We start from the raw sequence: 20456 nt of genomic DNA on the forward strand, positions 1-20456 counted from the left end.
AAAAAAGGTGAGCATCGCTCACCTTTTTTATTTATTCCGAATCAATATCTTTTAATTCGTTCTCAATGGCTTTCGCATTCGGATTATCTTCCGGCTTCAGCTTACCGCCGTTGGCAATAAAGTCGTGGTTCTGGAAGTAGGCCTCACGCACCATGATGTACGGATCCGAAGACTGACGCAGCAGACCGTCAGAGTCCAGCAGTTGCGCACGTGTTTCAATCCCTTCCACGGTCCATTTACCAATCGACAGCGGCCAGGTGAGCCATGACAGCACCGGATACAGCGTATCCACCATGTCGCCGCCATCGTCACGTACGGTGAAGCTGCCGTAGAACGGCAGGTGCACATACGGACCATAACCTACGCCATAATGCCCCAGCGTACTGCCGAAACGGTGCGGCTGTTCACGCTGTAGTTTCGGGTTAGCCATGCCTGCGACATCAATTAAGCCGCCCATGCCCAGCAGGGAGTTCAGGAAGAAGCGGGTGAAATGCACCATCCCCTGATATGGATCTCCCTGGAGGAAATAGTTCACCATCACCGCTGGCTCTTCGAGGTTACTGGTAAAGTTGCTCAGCCCGTTTCGCGCCGGCTGCGGAACGTAGTCACGCCATGCCACGGCAACCGGACGAACCAGATACGGATCCAGTACATTATAGTTAAAGCTGTACATTGAACGGTTAAATCCTTCGAGAGGATCGGAGCGTCCGGTTTGCTCGCCAGAGCTGGCGCAGCCCACAAGCATCGTCACGCCCAGCGCAAGCGCCGACAGCCGAAGTTTCATACATTTCTCCCTGTTCAATATGGCTATCGTTGAATGCCATCTGTAACGGAGCAGGTGACGCTCCGCCTGAAACGTGCAAGTGATTGTAACAGCACGCTTACCGATGTCTACGAGGACAATGACGACCCGCTCGCGTCATCACGCTAATTTCAGCATAGCCTGTCTTTAAGAATTCGTTTCGCCGGCAATTTTATATTGGCTTTGAAAGAGATGTCTCACCTTTATTGCCATTTTCTGCAATTTAAGAGCTTCCCCACGGGCAAGGCGCTAAAAGCCGCTACGCTTAAATGAGCGATAACCCCGAAGGAGCAGTTATGAAAGACATTAACGAAGAAAAAATTGGCGAGAACAATGAAGAACCTGAGATTGAGAGCGAGGAGAAAGACCGGGGCGAAGAGATAGAAGTCGATGAGGATCGCCTGCCGTCGCGCGCCATGGCGATTCATGAACATATTCGCCAGGATGGCGAAAAGGAGATGGAGCGTGACGCGATGGCCCTGCTGTGGTCAGCCATCGCAGCCGGTCTGTCGATGGGCGCATCGCTGCTTGCCAAAGGGATATTTCACGTGCAGCTGGAAGGCGTGCCGGGCGGGTTTCTGCTCGAAAATTTAGGCTACACGTTCGGCTTTATCATCGTCATTATGGCGCGGCAGCAGCTTTTTACCGAGAACACCGTTACCGCCGTACTGCCGGTCATGCAAAACCCCACCCTCGGAAATTTTGGCTTACTGATGCGCCTGTGGAGCGTCGTGCTGCTGGGGAACCTCATCGGTACGGGCGTAGCCGCCTGGGCCTTCGAGTATATGCCCATATTTGATGAACCGACCCGTGACGCATTCGTGAAGATTGGGATGGATGTGATGAAAAACACGCCGGTCGAAATGTTCTCTAATGCCATTATCTCCGGCTGGATCATCGCCACTATGGTCTGGATGTTCCCGTCAGCGGGCAGCGCGAAAATCGTCGTGATTATCCTGATGACCTGGCTTATCGCACTCGCGGATACCACGCACATCGTTGTCGGGACCGTAGAAATCCTTTATCTGGTGTTTAACGGCACCCTCCACTGGAGCGACTTTTTCTGGCCGTTCGCCCTGCCTACCCTCGCAGGCAACATTTGTGGCGGAACCTTTATCTTTGCGCTGCTGAGCCATGCGCAAATCCGTAACGACATGTCCAACAAGCGTAAGGCCGAGCTTAAGGCTCAGGAAAAAAAGGATAAAACAGCCGAAAAATCGGCGTGAACGGTGACTCTTTGACCAGTCAGGCGGCAATGCGCTTAACGAAAAGTGTAAATAACGTTATACTCTTGCCGCTTCGTCCCCTTAGTTAAATGGATATAACGAGCCCCTCCTAAGGGCTAGTTGCAGGTTCGATTCCTGCAGGGGACACTTCCGTTTTTCCTTATGCCCCCTTCCAAAGCTCCACGCAGTTCCGGCCACGCCGTTTCGCGCCGTATAAGGCTTCATCCGCAGCCTGAATCAACCGTTCGTAATCAGGATGACCGTTAAACATCGCAGCGCCTATCGAGAGTGAGAGCGGGATAATCTCGCCGGTTGGGGAGTTAACCTTGATTTTTTCCACCCGTTTGCGAATGCGCTCGGCAATACGCAGCGTATCCACTTCCGAGATTTCCGTCAGCACAATCAGGAACTCATCCCCGCCGTAGCGAAAAACGTAATCACAGGTTCGCACGTTGTCGTAGAACGCGCCGGAAACTTTTCGCAGGATCTCGTCCCCGGTATTGTGTCCCCAGGTATCATTGATTTGTTTAAATTTGTCGACATCAATCAGCAGCGTTGAGAGCATTGTCCCGGCCCGGGTGGCGTGCAGGATTTCGCGTTTGAAGATGGTTGGCAGGAAACGGCGGTTCAACAGACGGGTCAGGACATCCACCCCCACCTCGTGCCGCGAAACTTCATCAAATAGCTCGCGCAACAGGGTGATGATTTGCGAGAGGGTATTCCGCATTCGCTGCAAGAATTTATCCCGGTGCAGTTTATCATTCAGGTCCTGCCCTGACAGACGGACCTCGTTAAAAAGGTCATCAAATTCCTGAATCAGACGAGAGATATGCCCGGCCTCAGCGATCCCGCTGAAATAGTGGCGACCTTTATGGCTAAACCACAGCCCAAATTCAGACTGACCCAGCGGAAGACTGTTGCCGATGCTGGAATTAAGGGTGATTTTATACAGCAGCACCATTTCCCATGACAGTAACGCCGCGGTCTGTCTTTCCTTCTCCTCTTCTGCGTTCTCCATTAAGGAAAAGATGCGGTAATTCTCATCTTCCTTCGCCGCATTGTTCTCGCTAAAAACATAGGCTCGTGACATCACTTCCATGGCCAGATCGATACTGTTTATCGCGTAATGATAAATATGCAGCTTCACCTCGGGCGTATGGGCGCTGGTAGTAATGACGGGTAACAGCAGCTTTTTCAGCACACGAAAGCCCATTTCGACCAAATCAACCGAGATACCAATACGGGCATGAACATCCGCAGCGCGCTGCTGCGCCCGCATCTGCTCTTCAACCTGCTCCACCCGGCATGAGAGCACATCTATAAGCCAGCGGCGAAGCGCCTCCTGAAGCTGCCTTTCCACCTGTTCGGTCGTCAGGAATTCAGCCACCGAAGGGTCCGCCAGCACCACACGATAAAATTCAGCAACCAGCGGCGATGCGTTGTCCCTGGCAAGCTCAGTCGCAAGGCGATGCACGTCGGGATCGGTCTCATTAATCAGCTTCACCCACTCTTCTTTCACCGTTTGCAGGTAGGTTTCCATGATCTGCTCCTTAAGGAGTCATGCGGGAACGCAGATTTAACAATAGCAAAATCAACCCACTCCGCAATTGTCGCTTTTTTAAGCAAAAACGAGTGATAGCTCATATTGTATAACGGTGCTACATTATGCCGCCCACCCAAGTCAGCAATGGCCAGGCAACGTCGTAAAGAACGGTAAAGCCTGCAACCATGACCTCGTCCTACGGTCTTAATGGCACGTGGTATCGCGAAGTCTGCGCTACCTTCACAGGCTTTAAAAAGGTTCCACTATTTTGTCTCAATCCAAATTTCAGCGGGCGTTTCTGCATCCGCGCTACTGGTTTACATGGTTCGGCCTTGGCGTACTTTGGCTACTGGTGCAACTCCCTTATCCTGTGATTCGTTTTCTGGGTTCGAAGCTCGGCAGCGCATCGCGTCACTTCCTCAAACGTCGTGAGTCCATTGCACGTAAAAATCTCGAACTTTGCTTTCCGCATTACAATGCGCAGCAGCGCGAAACGCTGATTGCGGAAAATTTTAAATCTATCGGTATGGCGCTGCTTGAAACCGGTATGGCCTGGTTCTGGTCAGACGAACGCGTCCGTAAATGGTTCGACGTGGAAGGTCTGGATAACCTGAAGCGTGCCCAGCTGCAAAAGCGCGGCGTGATGGTTGTTGGCGTACATTTTATGTCCCTTGAGCTGGGCGGCCGCGTTATGGGCCTCTGTCAGCCGATGATGGCAACCTATCGCCCGCATAACAGTGCGCTGATGGAATGGGTACAAACGCGGGGTCGCATGCGCTCCAACAAGGCGATGATCAGCCGTAACAATCTGCGCGGTATGGTGGGCGCCCTGAAAAAAGGTGAAGCCGTCTGGTTTGCCCCGGATCAGGATTACGGTCCTAAAGGCAGTAGCTTTGCCCCTTTCTTCGCGGTTAAAGATGTCGCTACGACAAACGGTACCTTTGTGATTTCACGTCTGTCAGGCGCCGCGATGTTAACGGTTACCATGGTCCGAAAAGCCGATAAGTCAGGCTATCGTCTGCACATTTCCCCAGAAATGGCGAACTATCCTGAAGACGAAAGTGAAGCCGCTACCTTTATCAATAAGGTGATTGAATTCGAGATTATGCGTGCACCTGAGCAGTATCTGTGGATGCACCGCCGCTTCAAAACCCGCCCACTGGGCGAAGCCTCACTCTATATTTGAACCCTTCCGAAGGTTAGTTTCGCTAAGAAACTAACCTTTTCAAACACCTGTCATCGCCATGCGTAACGGTTTCGTTCAACCGTCGCTCAATACGCATTTATTGCGTACTGAAATCAAACTGTCGCCGTTCCACGACACTCGTAAGTATAGGAAATTATTTAAAAAAATGCCTCTTGTCACTCCTGAATTTTAGGCGTACATTAGCGCCGTCTGGCGACAGGAAAGCACAGAATTCAGGGTTGAAGTTAGCGACGGAACGGGATAAATCCGATTTCCCCTTTCGCATGATTTCAACTCTCTATACTCAGTTGGACTCTGTTTTTTTAATGCGTACCGGAAGATACGCGGAGCGATGAAACGTGAAATATTTCTTTATGGGCATTTCGGTTATTGTTTTAGTTTGGGCCGGAACGTTTGCTCTGATGATCTAGTTAAGAAAATGCAGTCAAAAAAACAGGCGCCGTTGGCGCCTGTTTTTTTGGTGTCCGTTAAGACTCAGCTTGTTCCGTAACGCTCTTTGCTGCGAGCAAACCATCCGCGCGGAACATGCTTTTGATCCCCCGCACTGCCTGACGGATACGGTCGCTGTTTTCGATCAGCGCGAAACGCACGTGCGTGTCACCGTAGTCACCAAAGCCAATGCCCGGAGAGACGCACACCTTCGCGTCCTGAAGCAGTTTTTTGGCGAATTCCAGCGATCCCATCGCCGCATACGGCTCGGGGATTTTCGCCCAGACGTACATGGAAGCTTTAGGCATTTCCACCATCCAGCCCGCTTCGTGAAGCCCTTTGACCAGCACATCACGGCGGCGTTTGTACTGGGCGGCAATATCAAGTACGCACTGCTGATCCCCTTCCAGCGCCGCGATGGCCGCGACCTGTAATGGCGTAAAGGTGCCATAGTCATGGTAGCTTTTAATACGTGCCAGGGCGCTCACCAGCGTTTTGTTCCCGACCATAAATCCAATTCGCCAGCCCGCCATGTTGTAGCTTTTCGAGAGCGTGAAAAACTCAACCGCCACATCACGGGCACCCGGTACCTGCATAATGGACGGCGCTTTCCAGCCATCATAAACGATATCGGCATAGGCGAGATCGTGTACCACCAGCACGTCGTAACGCTTAGCCAGTGCAACCACTTTCTCAAAAAATTCGAGTTCAACGCATTGTGCCGTTGGGTTAGACGGGAAGCCGAGGATCATCATTTTCGGCTTTGGATAGCTTTCACGAATCGCCCGTTCCAGCTCGTTAAAGAAGTCGACGCCTTCCACCAGCGGAACAGAACGAACCTGCGCGCCGGCAATCACCGCCCCATAAATATGAATAGGGTAGCTCGGGTTCGGCACCAGGACGGTATCGCCGTGATCCAGCGTCGCCAGCATCAGGTGGGCCAGCCCCTCTTTCGAGCCAATGGTCACGATCGCTTCACTTTCGGGATCGATATCCACCTGATAACGATCCTGATACCAGCGAGAGATCGCCCGACGTAACCGGGGAATACCGCGTGAGGTCGAGTACCCGTGGGTATCAGAACGCTGGGCAACGGTGCAGAGTTTCTCAACGATATGCGGCGGCGTTGGGCCGTCAGGGTTACCCATACTGAAATCGATAATGTCTTCGCCGCGCCGACGCGCAGCCATTTTCAGTTCAGCAGTGATGTTGAAAACATAAGGGGGGAGACGATCGATACGCGTAAAACGGCGTTCAGGACTGAATTCAGCCATAGATTCCTCAGAGTCACGTTAGCGCCCGGACCGTCCGAGCGACGCTGCCACCCGTGTGGCGTGCTTAGAAAATAACCTGAAGAAAAAGACGCTGTCGAGAGGGTGATGACAAAATAATATTTTGCGCTAAAACGGGAATACTATAGCAGTCAAAAGCGGAACTCTTTTCGCGAACAGGCAGTTTTAAGCGCTACGATTTAACACGTTGTTATCAGTATTGTTACCGTACTTTTTACCTCAAACGGAAACGCACCGCCTTTCAGTCAAAATCGAACAATCCCCTTTGGGAATTATGGTTTTTCCTCATTTGATAAATCTGACGGATAGCTGGTCATCAGGCCCCATGTTTTCTATCATAGATTTTTCCCGTTTTCCCAGGCCTGACCGTGCACGAAATCTTCAATATGCTCCTGGCGGTGTTCGACCGCGCGGCATTAATGCTGATCTGTCTCTTTTTCCTCATCCGCATTCGCTTGTTTCGCGAGCTTTTGCATAAATCAGCCCACTCGCCAAAAGAGCTGCTGGCCGTCACGTTTATCTTTTCGATGTTTGCCCTGTTCAGCACCTGGTCCGGCGTGCCGGTAGAAGGATCGCTGGTAAACGTGCGCATCATCGCCGTGATGTCAGGCGGGATCCTCTTTGGCCCCTGGGTCGGGATTATTACGGGCATTATCGCTGGGACCCACCGATACCTGATTGATATTGGCGGCGTGACGGCCGTCCCCTGCTTTATCACCAGCATTATTGCCGGGATACTCTCCGGTTGGATTAACCGCAAAATCCCGAAAAAGCAGCACTGGCGTGCGGGGATTATCGCAGGGATGATTTGCGAAACGCTGACCATGATTCTGGTCGTCGTCTGGGCGCCCACCGTTGCGCTGGGGCTGGATATCGTCTCGAAGATCGGGATTCCGATGATCCTCGGGAGCGTCTGTATCGGTTTTATCGTGCTGCTGGTGCAAAGCGTGGAAGGCGAAAAAGAGGCCAGCGCCGCGCGTCAGGCCAAGCTGGCGCTGGATATTGCCAACAAAACGCTGCCGCTTTTCCGACACGTTAACGCCGACTCTTTACGTCAGGTTTGCGATATCATCCGCCGGGACATTCATGCGGATGCGGTCGCTATCACCAATATTGACCACGTGCTGGCTTACGTTGGCGTCGGTGAGCACAACTACCGCGACAGCGACGATACCATCAGCCCGACCACCAGACAGGCAATTAATTACGGAAAAATCATCATTAAAAATAATGATGAAGCCCACCGAACGCCAGAGATCCACTCGATGCTGGTGATCCCGCTGTGGGAAAAAGGGGTCGTCACGGGGACGCTGAAAATTTACTACTGTCACGCGCACCAAATCACCTCCTCGCTTCAGGAAATGGCGATTGGCCTGTCGCAAATTATCTCTACCCAACTTGAAGTGTCGCGTGCGGAGCAGCTGCGCGAGATGGCAAATAAGGCAGAACTCCGTGCCCTGCAAAGCAAGATCAATCCCCATTTTCTGTTTAACGCGCTAAATGCGATCTCCTCCTCCATCCGTCTTAATCCGGACACCGCGCGGCAGCTGATTTTTAATCTGTCACGCTATCTGCGCTACAACATTGAGCTAAAAGACGACGAGCAGATCGACATCAAAAAAGAGCTGTATCAAATTAAGGATTACATCGCGATTGAGCAGGCACGCTTTGGCGATAAGCTCACGGTCATTTACGATATTGATGAGGAGGTCAACTGCGTGATCCCAAGCCTGTTGATCCAGCCGCTGGTGGAAAATGCCATTGTTCACGGTATTCAGCCGTGTAAAGGCAAAGGCGTGGTCACGATTAGCGTGACGGAAAGCGGTAACCGCGTGCGCATCGCCGTGCGCGATACCGGACACGGCATCGATCCGAAAGTCATCGAGCGCGTCGAGGCAAATGAAATGCCGGGCAACAAGATTGGGCTGCTGAACGTGCACCATCGGGTCAAGCTGCTGTTCGGTGACGGGCTGCACATTCACCGTCTTGAGCCGGGCACCGAGATTGCTTTTTATGTTCCGAATGAACGAACGCCCGTTAATGCCCCCATTTCCTTGTTGCCGTAGGCCGGAGTAACAGATGAAAGTCATCATTGTAGAAGATGAAATTCTGGCTCAGCAGGAGTTGAGCTGGCTTATCAAAACCCACAGCCAGATGGAGATTGTTGGCTGCTTTGAGGATGGTCTGGACGTGCTGAAATTTTTGCAGCATAACCGGGTCGACGCGATTTTTCTCGATATTAATATTCCGTCGCTGGACGGCGTCCTGCTGGCGCAAAATATCAATCAGTTCGCCCACAAGCCGTTTATTGTGTTTGTCACCGCGTGGAAAGAGCATGCCGTGGAAGCCTTCGAGCTCGAGGCGTTTGACTATATTCTCAAGCCTTACCAGGAATCGCGTATTATCAGCATGCTGCACAAGCTGGAAGCCGCATGGCAGCAGCAGACGCTGCCCGCCAGCACCAGCCCGGCAGCGCGGGAAAACGACACCATTAATTTGGTGAAAGACGAACGGATCATCGTCACGCCTGTCGACGATATTTACTATGCCGAAGCGCATGAAAAAATGACGTTTGTCTATACGCGGCGTGAATCCTACGTCATGGCGATGAACATCACCGAATTTTGCAATAAACTCCCGGCCGCCCGCTTCTTCCGCTGCCACCGTTCGTTCTGCGTCAACCTGAACAAGATCCGCGAAATCGAGCCCTGGTTTAATAACACCTATATTTTGCGTCTGAAGGATCTGGATTTTCAGGTGCCGGTAAGCCGCAGCAGGGTGAAAGAGTTCCGCCAGCTCATGCACCTGTAGTGCGTTCCCTCTCCCGCAGGAGAGGGGGACGGGCGTCAGAGGATCTGGCCAAGCACCTGGCGCAGATGCGCACCGGAGCCAAGCAAGCCTGGATTGTCGTGGACAATCAGGTAAACCGGAATGTCCTGCACGTAGCTCCTGAAGCGGCCTTTGTCTTCGAAGCCGCCGCGGAAGCCGGAGGCGGTAAAGAAATCGAGGAAGCGCGGCACGATCCCACCCGCAATATAGACCCCGCCAAAGGTGCCAAGATTCAACGCCAGGTTGCCGCCGAAACGCCCCATAATGACGCAGAACAGCGACAGCGCACGGCGACAGTCAGTACAGCTGTCGGCCAGCGCGCGTTCGGTCACGTCTTTAGGACGCAGATTTTCCGGCAGACGGCCATCTGATTTCACAATCGCCCGATACAGGTTCACCAGTCCCGGGCCAGAAAGCACGCGCTCGGCCGACACGTGACCAATCTCGGCGCGTAGCTCCTCAAGAATAATGCCCTCTTCTTCGCTGTTCGGCGCAAAATCCACGTGACCGCCCTCGCCCGGCAGGCTCACCCAGCGTTTGTCGACGTGAACCAGGTGCGCCACCCCCAGACCGGTGCCCGCGCCGTAAACGGCAATCGGTTTACCTTCAACCGGGGCCGTACCGCCGAACTGAATCAGATGCTCTTGCTTAAGCATCGGAATAGCCATGGAAACCGCGGTGAAGTCGTTAATGATTTCAAGGTGCGAGAAGCCGAGGTTCTTCTGCATTTCGGCAATTGAGAAGGCCCAGGTGTGGTTGGTCATCGCGACCCAGTCGCCGGTGATCGGACAGGCGATGGCGATACAACCGTCCTCAACGCTCACTTTATGCTCTTCCAGATAGACGCGTACCACCGCTTCCAGGCTTGGGTAATCCAGCCCTGAATAGGTTTTCGCCTGAGAAATTTCACCGCTGTTCACATCGCACAGGGCAAGGCGAGCGTTGGTGCCGCCCACATCACCTACCAAAGCATACTTTGTCATTCTTCTACTGCTCCGCTAAAGTCAGAATAAATCTTTGGGACACTGTAAATTCAAGGCGTGATAACAACAACGACCAGAAGGTGACTGCCCATGGATTATCGATCTTCGTCACATAATAACTTTACCGTTTCAGCACCTTTTGCACTATTGCCACAATGCTGATTGTGCAAAGTAACGTTAAGCCGTTTTGTACAAGGAAATCATCATGCTCCATCCGCGAGCCAGAACCATGCTGTTATTGGCCGTCCCGGCGCTGATTATTGGCGTGGCGTCGAGCCTGGTGCTCATCGTCGTCATGAAGGTGGCATCGGTGCTGCAATCGTTGTTGTGGTCTGCGCTACCGGTAAAGCTCGGCATCAGCATTGACTCGCCGGGTTGGATCATGATGATGCTGACTCTGACCGGGATTGCCGTAGGCCTGGTGATCCGCTATAGCCCGGGACACGCCGGGCCGGACCCGGCGCTGGAACCACTGATTGGCGCGCCCGTTTCGCCTTCTGCCCTGCCGGGGCTTATCATCGCGCTGATTATCGGCCTCGCCGGCGGCGTGAGCCTCGGGCCTGAACACCCCATTATGGCGGTCAACATCGCGCTGGCGGTCTTCCTGGGGGCGCGTCTTTTCCCGCGCGTTGGCGCGCTGGACTGGACGATTCTGGCCTCCGCCGGCACCATCGGGGCGCTGTTTGGCACGCCAGTAGCCGCCGCGCTTATCTTTTCTCAAACCCTGAGCAGGGACAATGACGTGCCGCTGTGGGACAAACTCTTCGCGCCGCTGATGGCCGCCGCTGCGGGGGCGCTCACCACCAGCCTGTTTTTCCATCCTCATTTTTCGCTGCCCATCCCCCACTACGGTCAGATGCAGCTCGCCGATATTTTCAGCGGTGCCGTCGTCGTCGCGATAGCCATTGCGCTGGGGATGGTCGCGGTATGGTGTCTTCCGCGCCTGCATCGCCTGATGCACAGGCTGAAGCATCCGGTGCTGATTCTGAGTATGGGCGGCTTTATTCTGGGCGTTTTAGGCGCCATCGGCGGGACGGTTACGCTGTTTAAGGGGCTGGACGAGATGCAGCAGCTGGCCTTCAGCCAGGTCTTTAGCGTTTCAGATTATCTGCTGTTCGCGCTGGTTAAACTGGCGGCGCTCGTGGTCGCTGCGGCCTGTGGTTTCCGGGGAGGTCGTATCTTCCCGGCGGTCTTTGTTGGGGTCGCGCTGGGGCTGATGCTGCATGAGCACGTCGACGCAGTCCCTGCGGCGATTACCGTCTCCTGCTCCATTCTGGGGCTGGTACTGGTGGTCACGCGCGATGCGTGGCTAAGCCTGTTTATGGCGGCCGTTGTCGTGCCGGATACCACGCTTCTGCCGCTGCTCTGTATCGTGATGTTGCCCGCCTGGCTCCTGCTGGCGGGCAAACCGATGCTGATGGCATGGCGAAACGACAGGTAATCAGGCGTTATTGCGCGCCTCCAGCGCTTTGGTCAGCGCGCTCAACAGCGGCGGAATATCGGCTTTCGGCAGCATCACCTCGATCAGCGACAGCCGCTCGTGGTGTGACACTTTATCCAGCACTTCCGCCAGCGCTTCCGCTTCGCTGACCTGCCAGCACTCTGCCTGAGGCGCCAGGCTCAGCGCCTGCGGGATCTGCGTCCAGTTCCAGAGGGCGATATCGTTATAGCGCTGCTCCGGCCCGTGGATAGCCCTCTCGACCGTGTACCCTTCGTTGTTAAGCACCAGAATAATCGGGCGCTGCTTGTCGCGCAGCATTGACCCCAGCTCCTGAATGGTCAGCTGCGCGGCGCCGTCGCCCGTCAGGACAATCACGCGTCGATCCGGACACGCCGTTTGCGCGCCAAAAGCCGCCGCCAGCGTGTAGCCAATCGAGCCCCACAGCGGCTGGACGATAAAGTTGACGTCTGCCGGTAAACGCAGATCGATAGCGCCAAAAGCAGATGTTCCCTGGTCAGCCAGAATGATATCGCCGGGACGAATAAACGCTTGCAGGGTACGCCAGAAGCTCTCCTGCGTCAGAGACCCTTCGATAGTGGGGAACGAAAAGCCGTTGTTATCTGATGACGTTCGCGTATCACGTACATGCGTTTTACATAAAGCCGTTAGCGTTTCAATCGCCTCCCTCATCGGGATGCCCGTAAACCAGACGTCACCGACGCGGGCAGCGTGGGGCTGAACCTCTATCGTCTGGGCTGGCGTCAGCTGATGGGTAAATCCGGCGGTGAGCGTATCGGTAAAACGCGTGCCAATGCACAGCACCGTATCGGCACCCTCGATCGCCTCTTTAACCTGTTCGGCGCTTGCCGACCCGCTATAGGTGCCGTAAAAGCCGCTCTGGCGTTCGTCAAAAATGCCCTTACCCATCAGCATCGTTGCGTGGGCCATTGGCACCTCTTTGACCCACTTCTGAACGGCGTCTCTCAGGCCGTGGCGCAGCACCAGGAAATCCGCTAGCAGCGCGGTGCGTTTGCTCATGGACAGACGCTTTTCGGCAGCCTCACGGAACGCCTGTAAACAGGCTGAATCAGCGGGTGCGGGATGCAAAGTGAGAGCGCTTACAGGGGGCGTAGCGGCTTTTTTCGCCACATCGGCAGGCAGCATCAGATAGCCCGGACGGCGCTCCCGCAACATGGTGGTAAGCACCCGGTCAATTTCATAGCAGGCGTTTTGTTCGGTGAGCACCGCCTGTGCGACGGTGATGGGTTCGCTCATATGATAGAAGTGGCGGAACTCGCCGTCGCCTAACGTATGGTGCAATAACTCTCCTCGTTGCTGTGCCGCCATACCCGGGGCCCCCACAATATGGAGCACGGGAACATGTTCGGCAAAGCTGCCCGCCACACCGTTCATGGCGCTTAATTCCCCAACGCCGAATGTCGTCAGCAGCGCGGCAAAGCCCTTACAGCGGGCATAGCCGTCAGCAGCGTAAGACGCGTTCAGTTCGTTGGCACAGCCCACCCAGCAGATGTCCGGGCTGTCTATCACATGGTCGAGAAATTGCAGGTTATAGTCGCCCGGCACGCCAAACAGATGATCGGCACCGCAATCTGTTAGTCGGTCCAGCAGGTAATCGGCGACGCAATAGGGGGTACGCATATTATAGGTGTCCTTCTGACGTTGACCTCACTCTGAGTATTAAATAAGCGTGAAGCCTGTCCAGAAATGGCGAGAAGTCGAGAATGGAAAGAATGCTTTACGAAAAAAGCTGAGCTATGCTCATTTTCTTCGGGTGAGTGTAAACGTATACACTGATTTTTCTTTTCAGCGCCAGAGGTCTCGCCAATGGGTTATCAACCTGACAAAAATCGTTATCAGACAATGCAATATCGCCGCTGTGGACAAAGCGGCCTCAAGCTTCCCGCCATCTCGCTGGGGCTGTGGCATAATTTTGGCGACGCGACGCTGCTCGAAAACAGCCGTCAACTTTTACAGCGCGCGTTCGATTTGGGTATTACGCATTTTGACCTTGCCAATAATTACGGCCCGCCTCCCGGGTCGGCCGAACGTAATTTTGGTCGCATTTTGCAGGAGGATTTCCTGCCCTGGCGCGATGAGCTGATTATCTCCACCAAAGCGGGCTACACCATGTGGGACGGGCCTTACGGCGACTGGGGCTCGCGTAAATACCTGATCGCCAGCCTGGATCAAAGCCTCAGGCGTATGGGGCTGGAGTACGTTGATATTTTCTATCACCATCGTCCCGATCCCCAAACGCCGCTGCGTGAAACCATGAAAGCGCTTGACCACGTGGTGCGTCAGGGCAAGGCGCTGTACATTGGTCTGTCCAACTACCCGGCAGAACTGGCACGACAGGCGATTGAAATACTCGAGGATCTGGGCACGCCGTGTCTCATCCACCAGCCGAAGTACTCCATGTTTGAACGTGCGCCTGAAGCGGGTTTGCTGGAGGTATTGCAGCAAAAAGGGGTGGGATGTATCCCCTTCTCTCCGCTGGCCGGTGGACAGTTGACCGATCGCTATCTGAACGGCATCCCGGCAGATTCTCGCGCGGCAAGCGGCAGTAAGTTCCTTAATCCGGAGCAAATCACCGACAATAAGCTGGAAAAAGTGCGTAAGCTGAACGCGCTGGCGCAAAGCCGGGGGCAAAAGCTGTCGCAAATGGCGCTGGCCTGGATACTGCGCCACGATGCGGTGACGTCAGTGCTCATCGGCGCAAGCAAAACCGGGCAAATTGATGATGCAGCAGGCATGCTTGAAAATTGTCATTTCTCCGCAGAAGAGCTGAAGACGATAGAAGCGATCCTGTCCAGTTCAGATTAACATTACTTTTAGCAAAAAGTGCTCTCCTTCATGATTTAGGAGTTGAGGCGATGAAACGAATGTTTACCAACTCGTAAAATTGCGTTAACAGGTCGCACAGCGGCCCCGATCGTGAAGGAGAAGAGTATGTTCAGGTCACTGATTCTTGCAGCGGTATTACTGGCTTCGGCCCCGCTGGTCGCCAACGCTGGCGAAATCACCCTGTTGCCATCGATAAAATTACAAATTGGCGATCGCGACAATTACGGTAACTACTGGGACGGCGGCGGCTGGCGCGACCGTGACTACTGGCACCGCCATTATGAGTGGCGTAAAAACCGCTGGTGGAAACACGATAACGGCTATCACCGTGGCTGGGATAAGCGTAAGGCCTACGAACGCGGCTACCGCGAAGGCTGGCACGATCGTGACGACCGTCGCGGCGGCAGAGGCCATGGTAAAGGCAGGGGCCACGGTCACGGCCATCATCATTAACAGCAAAAAGGAGCCTCACGGCTCCTTTTTCTTTTACAGCCCTGCCGCCGTGCCTATTAACAACCAGAGGTTTAACGCCACCACCACCACCACAATGGTCCAGCCGGCGCGTTTCACCCACGTTGAATTTACCAGATCGCCCATCAGCGATTTGTTGCTGGTGAAGATCAGCAGCGGCACCAGCGCCAGCGCAATACCGAAACTCAGCAGCACCTGACTCATCACCAGAATGCGTGTCGGATCCAGCCCCATCAGAATGACAATAAAGGAAGGCAGCATCGTTACCGAGCGGCGAACCCACAGAGGAATGTGGAAACGTACAAACCCCTGCATCACCACCTGCCCGGCCAGCGTTCCCACAACCGTAGACGAGAGACCCGCAGCAACCAGGCTTAAACCGAAAATAGTGGCCGCGGCATGGCTCAACAACGGCTCCAGCGTCAGGTAAGCCTGGTCGAGATCGGCAACCCCGGTATGCCCGTTAAAATGGAACGCGGCGGCGGCGGTCGCCATCATCGCCAGGTTCACAAATCCGGCAATGGTCATCGCGATCGCCACATCCCATTTCGAGGCGGAGTAACGCTCTTTGCTCGTTCCGCCGTGCAGATTCTGGGTTAAAGAAGAGTGCAGATAAATCACGTGCGGCATGATGGTCGCCCCCAGCACCCCGGCCGCGAGAAAAACGGCTTCAGAGGTGGGTAACGATGGGATCACCATCCCTTTCGTCAGCTGCACCAGATTCGGCTGGGAGAAAACCAGCTCAACGATATAGGCGGCAGCGACGAACAGCAGCAGGCCGCCGATGACTTTCTCCAGCGGTTTTTGTCCCCGCCGCTGGAGCATCAGAATAAGGAACGTGGCGATACCGGTCAGTACGGCGCCCTGTAGCAGGGAGACGCCCAGAATAAGCTTAAAGCCGATCGCCGCACCGATAAACTCGGCGAGATCGGTAGCCATGGCAATAATTTCCGCCTGGACCCAGTAAAACCATACCGCCGGACGCGGATAGTGATCGCGGATTTGCTCCGCCAGGTTTTTCCCGGTGGCAATACCCAGCTTCGCGGAAAGCATCTGAATCAGCATCGCCATCAGGTTGGCCCAAACCACAACCCACAGCAGCTTATAGCCGAAACTGGCCCCGGCCTGAATATTGGTCGCAAAATTACCCGGATCGATGTAGCCAATCGCGGCAATGAATGCCGGTCCCATTAATGCGAACCGCAGCTTGCGTGCCGCTCTGCCGCTGCTACTCTCTACGCGACTATTCGTCATTTCTGCCTCTGGAAATATAGCCTTTGCTATGTTTTATGCTATCAAAATGAGAATGATTATCAAGTTCATTTGTAATGGTTAACATGATTTCTCTGATAGTCAGGAACAATAGACAGGCAGGTGGAGCAAGGTCACAGAATGTGAAAATGCGCAGACATTTGTGAAGCGTAGCACACAAACTTAACTTTTCACTCATTTACCTAACATAACAAAAATGTATTGTTGATCACTATTTTTGAGACTCGTCACAGGATGTAACTATAGTGTGGGCTTGATCTCGTTTTCTTTGTGCTTGTTACATAGAATGTGCACGGAAATTAAACCTGCCTCATATTTGGAGCAAATATGGACCGCGTCCTTCATTTTGTCCTGGCACTCGTTGTCGTTACTGCACTCGCATTGCTGGTCAGCACAGACCGCAAAAATATTCGTATTCGCTATGTTGTCCAGCTGCTGGTCATTGAAGTTTTACTTGCGTGGTTCTTCCTGAACTCCAACGTAGGCCTCGGCTTCGTGAAAGGCTTCTCCGAAATGTTCGAAAAACTGCTCGGATTTGCCAACGAAGGGACAAACTTTGTCTTTGGCAACATGAACGATCAGGGTCTGGCCTTCTTCTTCCTGAAAGTGCTCTGCCCTATCGTCTTCATCTCTGCCCTGATCGGTATCCTCCAGCACATCCGTGTTCTGCCGGTGGTTATCCGTGCGATCGGCTTCCTGTTATCTAAAGTTAACGGCATGGGCAAGCTGGAGTCCTTCAACGCAGTCAGCTCGCTGATCCTCGGTCAGTCTGAGAACTTCATTGCGTATAAAGATATCCTCGGCAAGATGTCCCGCAACCGCATGTACACCATGGCGGCGACCGCAATGTCTACCGTTTCCATGTCTATCGTGGGCGCGTATATGACCATGCTGGAACCTAAATACGTGGTTGCAGCGCTGGTTCTGAACATGTTCAGCACCTTTATCGTCCTTTCGCTGATTAACCCGTACCGTGTGGATGCCAGCGAAGAGAACATTCAGATGTCAAACCTGCACGAGGGACAGAGCTTCTTCGAAATGCTGGGTGAATACATTCTGGCTGGTTTCAAGGTTGCGGTTATCGTTGCCGCGATGCTGATTGGCTTTATCGCGCTGATCGCTGCGCTGAACGCCCTGTTTGCGGCCGTACTGGGTATCTCCTTCCAGGGCATTCTGGGCTATATCTTCTACCCGGTTGCCTGGGTGATGGGTGTACCTGCTCATGAAGCGTTGCAGGTGGGCAGCATCATGGCAACGAAACTGGTATCCAACGAATTCGTGGCGATGATGGATCTCCAGAAGATTGCCAGCACGCTCTCCCCGCGCGCGGAAGGGATCCTGTCCGTCTTCCTGGTCTCCTTCGCGAACTTCTCTTCCATCGGTATCATCGCTGGCGCGATTAAAGGCCTGAACGAAGAGCAGGGTAACGTGGTGTCTCGCTTTGGCCTGAAGCTGGTTTACGGTTCAACGCTGGTGAGCGTCCTGTCTGCCTCTATCGCGGCACTGGTCCTGTAATTCATACCGCTGAACGAAAACCGGGAGCCATCGCTCCCGGTTTTTTTATGCTTCCAGCGCCGTCAGAGGCTGGGGTGTACCAATCAAATAGCCCTGCAAATAATCTACGCCAAATCGCAGCAACATTTCGCGTTGTTCAGCCGTTTCCACATATTCAGCCACCACACACAGCGATTTCGTTTTTGCCATGTTGCAAATGGACTGCACGATCATCGCATCCATGCTGTCGGTGCAGATATCTTTCACGAAGCTGCCATCAATCTTAATGATATCGGCCTCCAGCCGCTTCAGGCGCTCAAAGTTGGCATAGCCGGTACCAAAGTCGTCTATAGCAATACGGAAGCCGTAATCACGCAGCTGCTGGATATTTTTGATGCTGCTTCCCGAGTCAGAGAAAGCCTGTTCCTCGGTGATCTCAATGATGATATCTTGCGGCGCAATAGCGTAGCGTTCAAAAAGGGCAATAATCTCAGCCGCAATCTCATTTTGCATCAGCGTCAGCGGCATCAGATTGACGGAGAAGCGCGTTCCTGCACGTCCGGACGGATGGCTGCGCATCCACATCAGCAATTTTTCCAGTACGTTCAGGTCAAACCGGTGGCTCAGGTTGAACTGAGCAATCAGCGGAATAAAGCGATCAGGGGTGATGATCTCGCCATCGCTTTCCAGCCTGGAGAGGATTTCAAAATACCCTTCCCCGCGCGCGTTGTGGATTGGCTGGGCGTAAAGGTGAAGACCGCCGATATCAAGGGCGCGTTTTATGCGGGCCAGCATTAGCACCCTGTCCGTCGTCTGACCAGAGACATCATCCAGACTGTTGGTTAACGCCAGAACGTTATGCCCGCCACAGGATTGCTCGGACAGCCAGCTCAGCTGACCCAGCGTGTGGTGCAGGCTTTCCCCATCCGGCACTTCCCCCCAGGAGGCACCAAACTCAATGTCGAGCTCGGTCTTGTTCCAGGTGATCTTACGGCTGTTCAGTTGGTCAACCATATATTGCAGGCGCTCAGCCGTGCCCGGCCCCAGCAAAACCACCACCAGCTCGCTGCCCGGCAGCTGGAAGAGCTTCTCGTCTTTTTGCAATAGCGGTTGCAGCGACGCGGTGATCATCTTTTTACAGTGCACGCGCATGAGGATGCCGTAGTGACGACTCAGGAATTCCAGATTATCCAGGCGCAGGCAGCAGACTTTAGCCTCAGGATGGTGCTGAAGAAAAACTTCCAGCGCACGAATGTTAGGCAGACCGGTGAGCGGATCGGTAAGCGCCCTCTCCTGCCATCCCTGTTTCAGCCATTCACTTTTCTGGAAGATCCGTGACATGTAAAGCAGGCAGATGGCGAAAGAGATGAGCACCGACAGGATAAAGGAAAGTGAGTGACCCGATTCAACGCCATTGAGAAAATTATAATTGTAGGTCAACAGCATGAGCGCCGAAGCCGCCCAGAGCAAAGAGATGAGCGAATAGCTCAGACGACCAATCCCCAGGGTAAAAAGAATAAAAACGATTGGCATCAAATAACCAGCTATAAACTGTGACTCGAAAGGCGCGCACAAAATAGCGATCATCGAGACCAACAGCATCAGCCACACAACGATAAATAATGCTTTTTTGTGACAAAAGAGAGGCTTCACGCTTCGCCGCCAGAATGTTCGGGCATACCGGGGATTAATTATCATTCTTAACGGGTAATAGAACATCATGGTGAAAATCAGGGCGGCACAAATCAGGCTTTGAATATCGATAACGTTATAAATTGCAGAGCCTTCGCCGAAATAGGAGGAGATTGTCACCGGGAAATCAAATAAATATCCAGCCAGATACATCGATAATTTGATGCCTACAGGAACCATAAATCCGAGCCAGAAAATACGTATACCGATGTACTTATTCGGCATGCTGTGTCGCCAGCGCTTGCCCAGCATCAGGCGGATGACGCCACAGGCCGCAAAGACGGCAAACGTCTGACAAAGTAATAACACGCAAGATTGTAGCAATGCTAAATCAAAGTAATAAATGTTAGTAACACTAAAACTAATCAGTAAAGGAATGATTGCCCGTCGTCCAAATAACAACACGATGGCGAGCATAGCGCTTAAGGGCAACCACGCTAAATAAACATCATTTTCGTTGACGATAGCGCGCGGGGAGATATAACGGGAAAAGGGGATCGCAATCAGGCTTAGCGCCAGGGCAATCATAAATATTTTTACATTATTGTAAATTTTTCTATTCATTAATCCGTGTGATCTATTTAACCATCGTCTTATTGACCGGATGGATAATAGGTTTATTAATTGCACGAATCAAGTTCAGGTCTATTTATAGACTTGTTTATTGATTTGGATTGAGGTGATGTATAGAAAACGACATTGCTGGCAACAAAAAGAGTCTAAACATTTTACAAGATATAAAAAAACCCCCGTCTTGCGACGAGGGTTTAAATTTTGGTGGAGCTAAGCGGGATCGAACCGCTGACCTCTTGCATGCCATGCAAGCGCTCTCCCAGCTGAGCTATAGCCCCACATGTTACTTTACCTACCGCACTCTGTTGGGTTCAGAGTTTGGTGGAGCTAAGCGGGA

At 53.2% G+C, this 20456-nt stretch carries 16 protein-coding genes and 3 tRNA genes (1 of these 19 running past the window's edge); 10 read left to right on the plus strand and 9 right to left on the minus strand.

The window, feature by feature from the left end:
• Window positions 1-31 precede the first annotated feature (31 nt).
• On the minus strand, window positions 32-784 hold the full coding sequence (gene mlaA / locus IM267_RS11205; RefSeq protein WP_003861365.1) for a phospholipid-binding lipoprotein MlaA: 753 nt from the start codon (window positions 782-784) through the stop codon (window positions 32-34).
• A 314-nt stretch (window positions 785-1098) separates the two neighbouring features.
• Between mlaA and IM267_RS11210 the strand changes: the two genes are divergently transcribed.
• Window positions 1099-2028, plus strand: a complete 930-nt coding sequence (locus IM267_RS11210) for a formate/nitrite transporter family protein (protein WP_063868143.1) — start codon at window positions 1099-1101, stop codon at window positions 2026-2028.
• Window positions 2029-2103: 75 nt separating this feature from the next.
• Window positions 2104-2175, plus strand: a tRNA-Arg gene (locus tag IM267_RS11215).
• 13 nt (window positions 2176-2188) lie between these two features.
• Here IM267_RS11215 and IM267_RS11220 read toward each other — a convergent pair.
• Complete coding sequence (locus IM267_RS11220; RefSeq protein WP_193033405.1) at window positions 2189-3568, minus strand: diguanylate cyclase; 1380 nt, start codon at window positions 3566-3568, stop codon at window positions 2189-2191.
• 268 nt (window positions 3569-3836) lie between these two features.
• Between IM267_RS11220 and lpxP the strand changes: the two genes are divergently transcribed.
• Both lpxP and ypdK read left to right on the plus strand, forming a co-directional pair.
• A complete protein-coding gene (lpxP, locus tag IM267_RS11225; RefSeq protein WP_167349523.1) occupies window positions 3837-4757 on the plus strand; it encodes a kdo(2)-lipid IV(A) palmitoleoyltransferase in 921 nt (306 codons plus the stop codon).
• 359 nt (window positions 4758-5116) lie between these two features.
• Window positions 5117-5188, plus strand: a complete 72-nt coding sequence (gene ypdK, locus IM267_RS21555) for a membrane protein YpdK (RefSeq protein WP_099458937.1) — start codon at window positions 5117-5119, stop codon at window positions 5186-5188.
• A gap of 57 nt (window positions 5189-5245) precedes the next feature.
• On the opposite strand, the gene alaC is transcribed toward ypdK, so the two are convergent.
• Window positions 5246-6481, minus strand: a complete 1236-nt coding sequence (alaC, locus tag IM267_RS11235) for an alanine transaminase (RefSeq protein WP_193033406.1) — start codon at window positions 6479-6481, stop codon at window positions 5246-5248.
• Between the two features lie 386 nt (window positions 6482-6867).
• Here alaC and IM267_RS11240 point away from each other — a divergent pair, with 386 nt between their 5' ends.
• The gene (locus IM267_RS11240; RefSeq protein ID WP_063868135.1) at window positions 6868-8565 is read left to right on the plus strand and encodes a sensor histidine kinase; all 1698 of its coding nucleotides are present in this window, start codon (window positions 6868-6870) and stop codon (window positions 8563-8565) included.
• Between the two features lie 13 nt (window positions 8566-8578).
• Window positions 8579-9310 (plus strand): LytTR family DNA-binding domain-containing protein, encoded by a 732-nt coding sequence (locus IM267_RS11245; RefSeq protein ID WP_063450438.1) that lies wholly within the window; start codon window positions 8579-8581, stop codon window positions 9308-9310.
• 35 nt (window positions 9311-9345) lie between these two features.
• On the opposite strand, the gene glk is transcribed toward IM267_RS11245, so the two are convergent.
• Complete coding sequence (gene glk / locus IM267_RS11250; protein ID WP_063868132.1) at window positions 9346-10311, minus strand: glucokinase; 966 nt, start codon at window positions 10309-10311, stop codon at window positions 9346-9348.
• 205 nt (window positions 10312-10516) lie between these two features.
• On the opposite strand from glk, the gene IM267_RS11255 reads away from it, so the two are divergent.
• The gene (locus IM267_RS11255) at window positions 10517-11752 is read left to right on the plus strand and encodes an ion channel protein (protein WP_193033407.1); all 1236 of its coding nucleotides are present in this window, start codon (window positions 10517-10519) and stop codon (window positions 11750-11752) included.
• Here the strand turns inward: IM267_RS11255 and ipdC are convergent, their stop codons facing one another.
• The gene (gene ipdC / locus IM267_RS11260; protein ID WP_193033408.1) at window positions 11753-13411 is read right to left on the minus strand and encodes an indolepyruvate decarboxylase; all 1659 of its coding nucleotides are present in this window, start codon (window positions 13409-13411) and stop codon (window positions 11753-11755) included.
• A gap of 186 nt (window positions 13412-13597) precedes the next feature.
• On the opposite strand from ipdC, the gene mgrA reads away from it, so the two are divergent.
• A complete protein-coding gene (gene mgrA / locus IM267_RS11265; RefSeq protein ID WP_193033409.1) occupies window positions 13598-14596 on the plus strand; it encodes an L-glyceraldehyde 3-phosphate reductase in 999 nt (332 codons plus the stop codon).
• Between the two features lie 126 nt (window positions 14597-14722).
• Entirely contained in the window at window positions 14723-15070 is a 348-nt protein-coding gene (gene ypeC, locus IM267_RS11270; protein ID WP_193033410.1) for a DUF2502 domain-containing protein YpeC, read from the plus strand.
• Window positions 15071-15103: 33 nt separating this feature from the next.
• Here ypeC and IM267_RS11275 read toward each other — a convergent pair whose 3' ends face one another.
• Window positions 15104-16342 carry an Nramp family divalent metal transporter gene (locus IM267_RS11275; RefSeq protein ID WP_193033411.1) on the minus strand — a complete coding sequence of 413 codons (1239 nt, stop codon included), beginning with the start codon at window positions 16340-16342 and terminating at the stop codon, window positions 15104-15106.
• 345 nt (window positions 16343-16687) lie between these two features.
• Here IM267_RS11275 and nupC point away from each other — a divergent pair, with 345 nt between their 5' ends.
• The gene (gene nupC / locus IM267_RS11280; protein ID WP_063450445.1) at window positions 16688-17875 is read left to right on the plus strand and encodes a nucleoside permease NupC; all 1188 of its coding nucleotides are present in this window, start codon (window positions 16688-16690) and stop codon (window positions 17873-17875) included.
• Between the two features lie 45 nt (window positions 17876-17920).
• On the opposite strand, the gene IM267_RS11285 is transcribed toward nupC, so the two are convergent.
• From IM267_RS11285 to IM267_RS11295, 3 genes are all read right to left on the minus strand, one after another.
• Window positions 17921-20110: an EAL domain-containing protein gene (locus tag IM267_RS11285; protein WP_193033412.1), complete on the minus strand. Its 2190-nt coding sequence runs from the start codon at window positions 20108-20110 to the stop codon at window positions 17921-17923.
• A 211-nt stretch (window positions 20111-20321) separates the two neighbouring features.
• A tRNA-Ala gene (locus IM267_RS11290) sits at window positions 20322-20397 on the minus strand.
• Between the two features lie 41 nt (window positions 20398-20438).
• A tRNA-Ala gene (locus tag IM267_RS11295) sits at window positions 20439-20456 on the minus strand; it runs 105 nt beyond the window's last position.

Origin of the sequence: Enterobacter cloacae complex sp. P15RS, assembly GCF_014895905.1 — a bacterium.
Taxonomy (GTDB): Bacteria; Pseudomonadota; Gammaproteobacteria; order Enterobacterales; family Enterobacteriaceae; genus Enterobacter; species Enterobacter quasihormaechei.

Coding starts and splice junctions, on each gene's coding strand:
- mlaA (WP_003861365.1), bottom strand. CDS start 784: ATGAAACTTCGGCTGTCGGCGCTTGCGCTGGGCGTGACGATGCTTGTG.
- IM267_RS11210 (WP_063868143.1), top strand. CDS start 1,099: ATGAAAGACATTAACGAAGAAAAAATTGGCGAGAACAATGAAGAACCT.
- IM267_RS11220 (WP_193033405.1), bottom strand. CDS start 3,568: ATGGAAACCTACCTGCAAACGGTGAAAGAAGAGTGGGTGAAGCTGATT.
- alaC (WP_193033406.1), bottom strand. CDS start 6,481: ATGGCTGAATTCAGTCCTGAACGCCGTTTTACGCGTATCGATCGTCTC.
- IM267_RS11245 (WP_063450438.1), top strand. CDS start 8,579: ATGAAAGTCATCATTGTAGAAGATGAAATTCTGGCTCAGCAGGAGTTG.
- glk (WP_063868132.1), bottom strand. CDS start 10,311: ATGACAAAGTATGCTTTGGTAGGTGATGTGGGCGGCACCAACGCTCGC.
- IM267_RS11255 (WP_193033407.1), top strand. CDS start 10,517: ATGCTCCATCCGCGAGCCAGAACCATGCTGTTATTGGCCGTCCCGGCG.
- ipdC (WP_193033408.1), bottom strand. CDS start 13,411: ATGCGTACCCCCTATTGCGTCGCCGATTACCTGCTGGACCGACTAACA.
- mgrA (WP_193033409.1), top strand. CDS start 13,598: ATGGGTTATCAACCTGACAAAAATCGTTATCAGACAATGCAATATCGC.
- ypeC (WP_193033410.1), top strand. CDS start 14,723: ATGTTCAGGTCACTGATTCTTGCAGCGGTATTACTGGCTTCGGCCCCG.
- IM267_RS11275 (WP_193033411.1), bottom strand. CDS start 16,342: ATGACGAATAGTCGCGTAGAGAGTAGCAGCGGCAGAGCGGCACGCAAG.
- nupC (WP_063450445.1), top strand. CDS start 16,688: ATGGACCGCGTCCTTCATTTTGTCCTGGCACTCGTTGTCGTTACTGCA.
- IM267_RS11285 (WP_193033412.1), bottom strand. CDS start 20,110: ATGAATAGAAAAATTTACAATAATGTAAAAATATTTATGATTGCCCTG.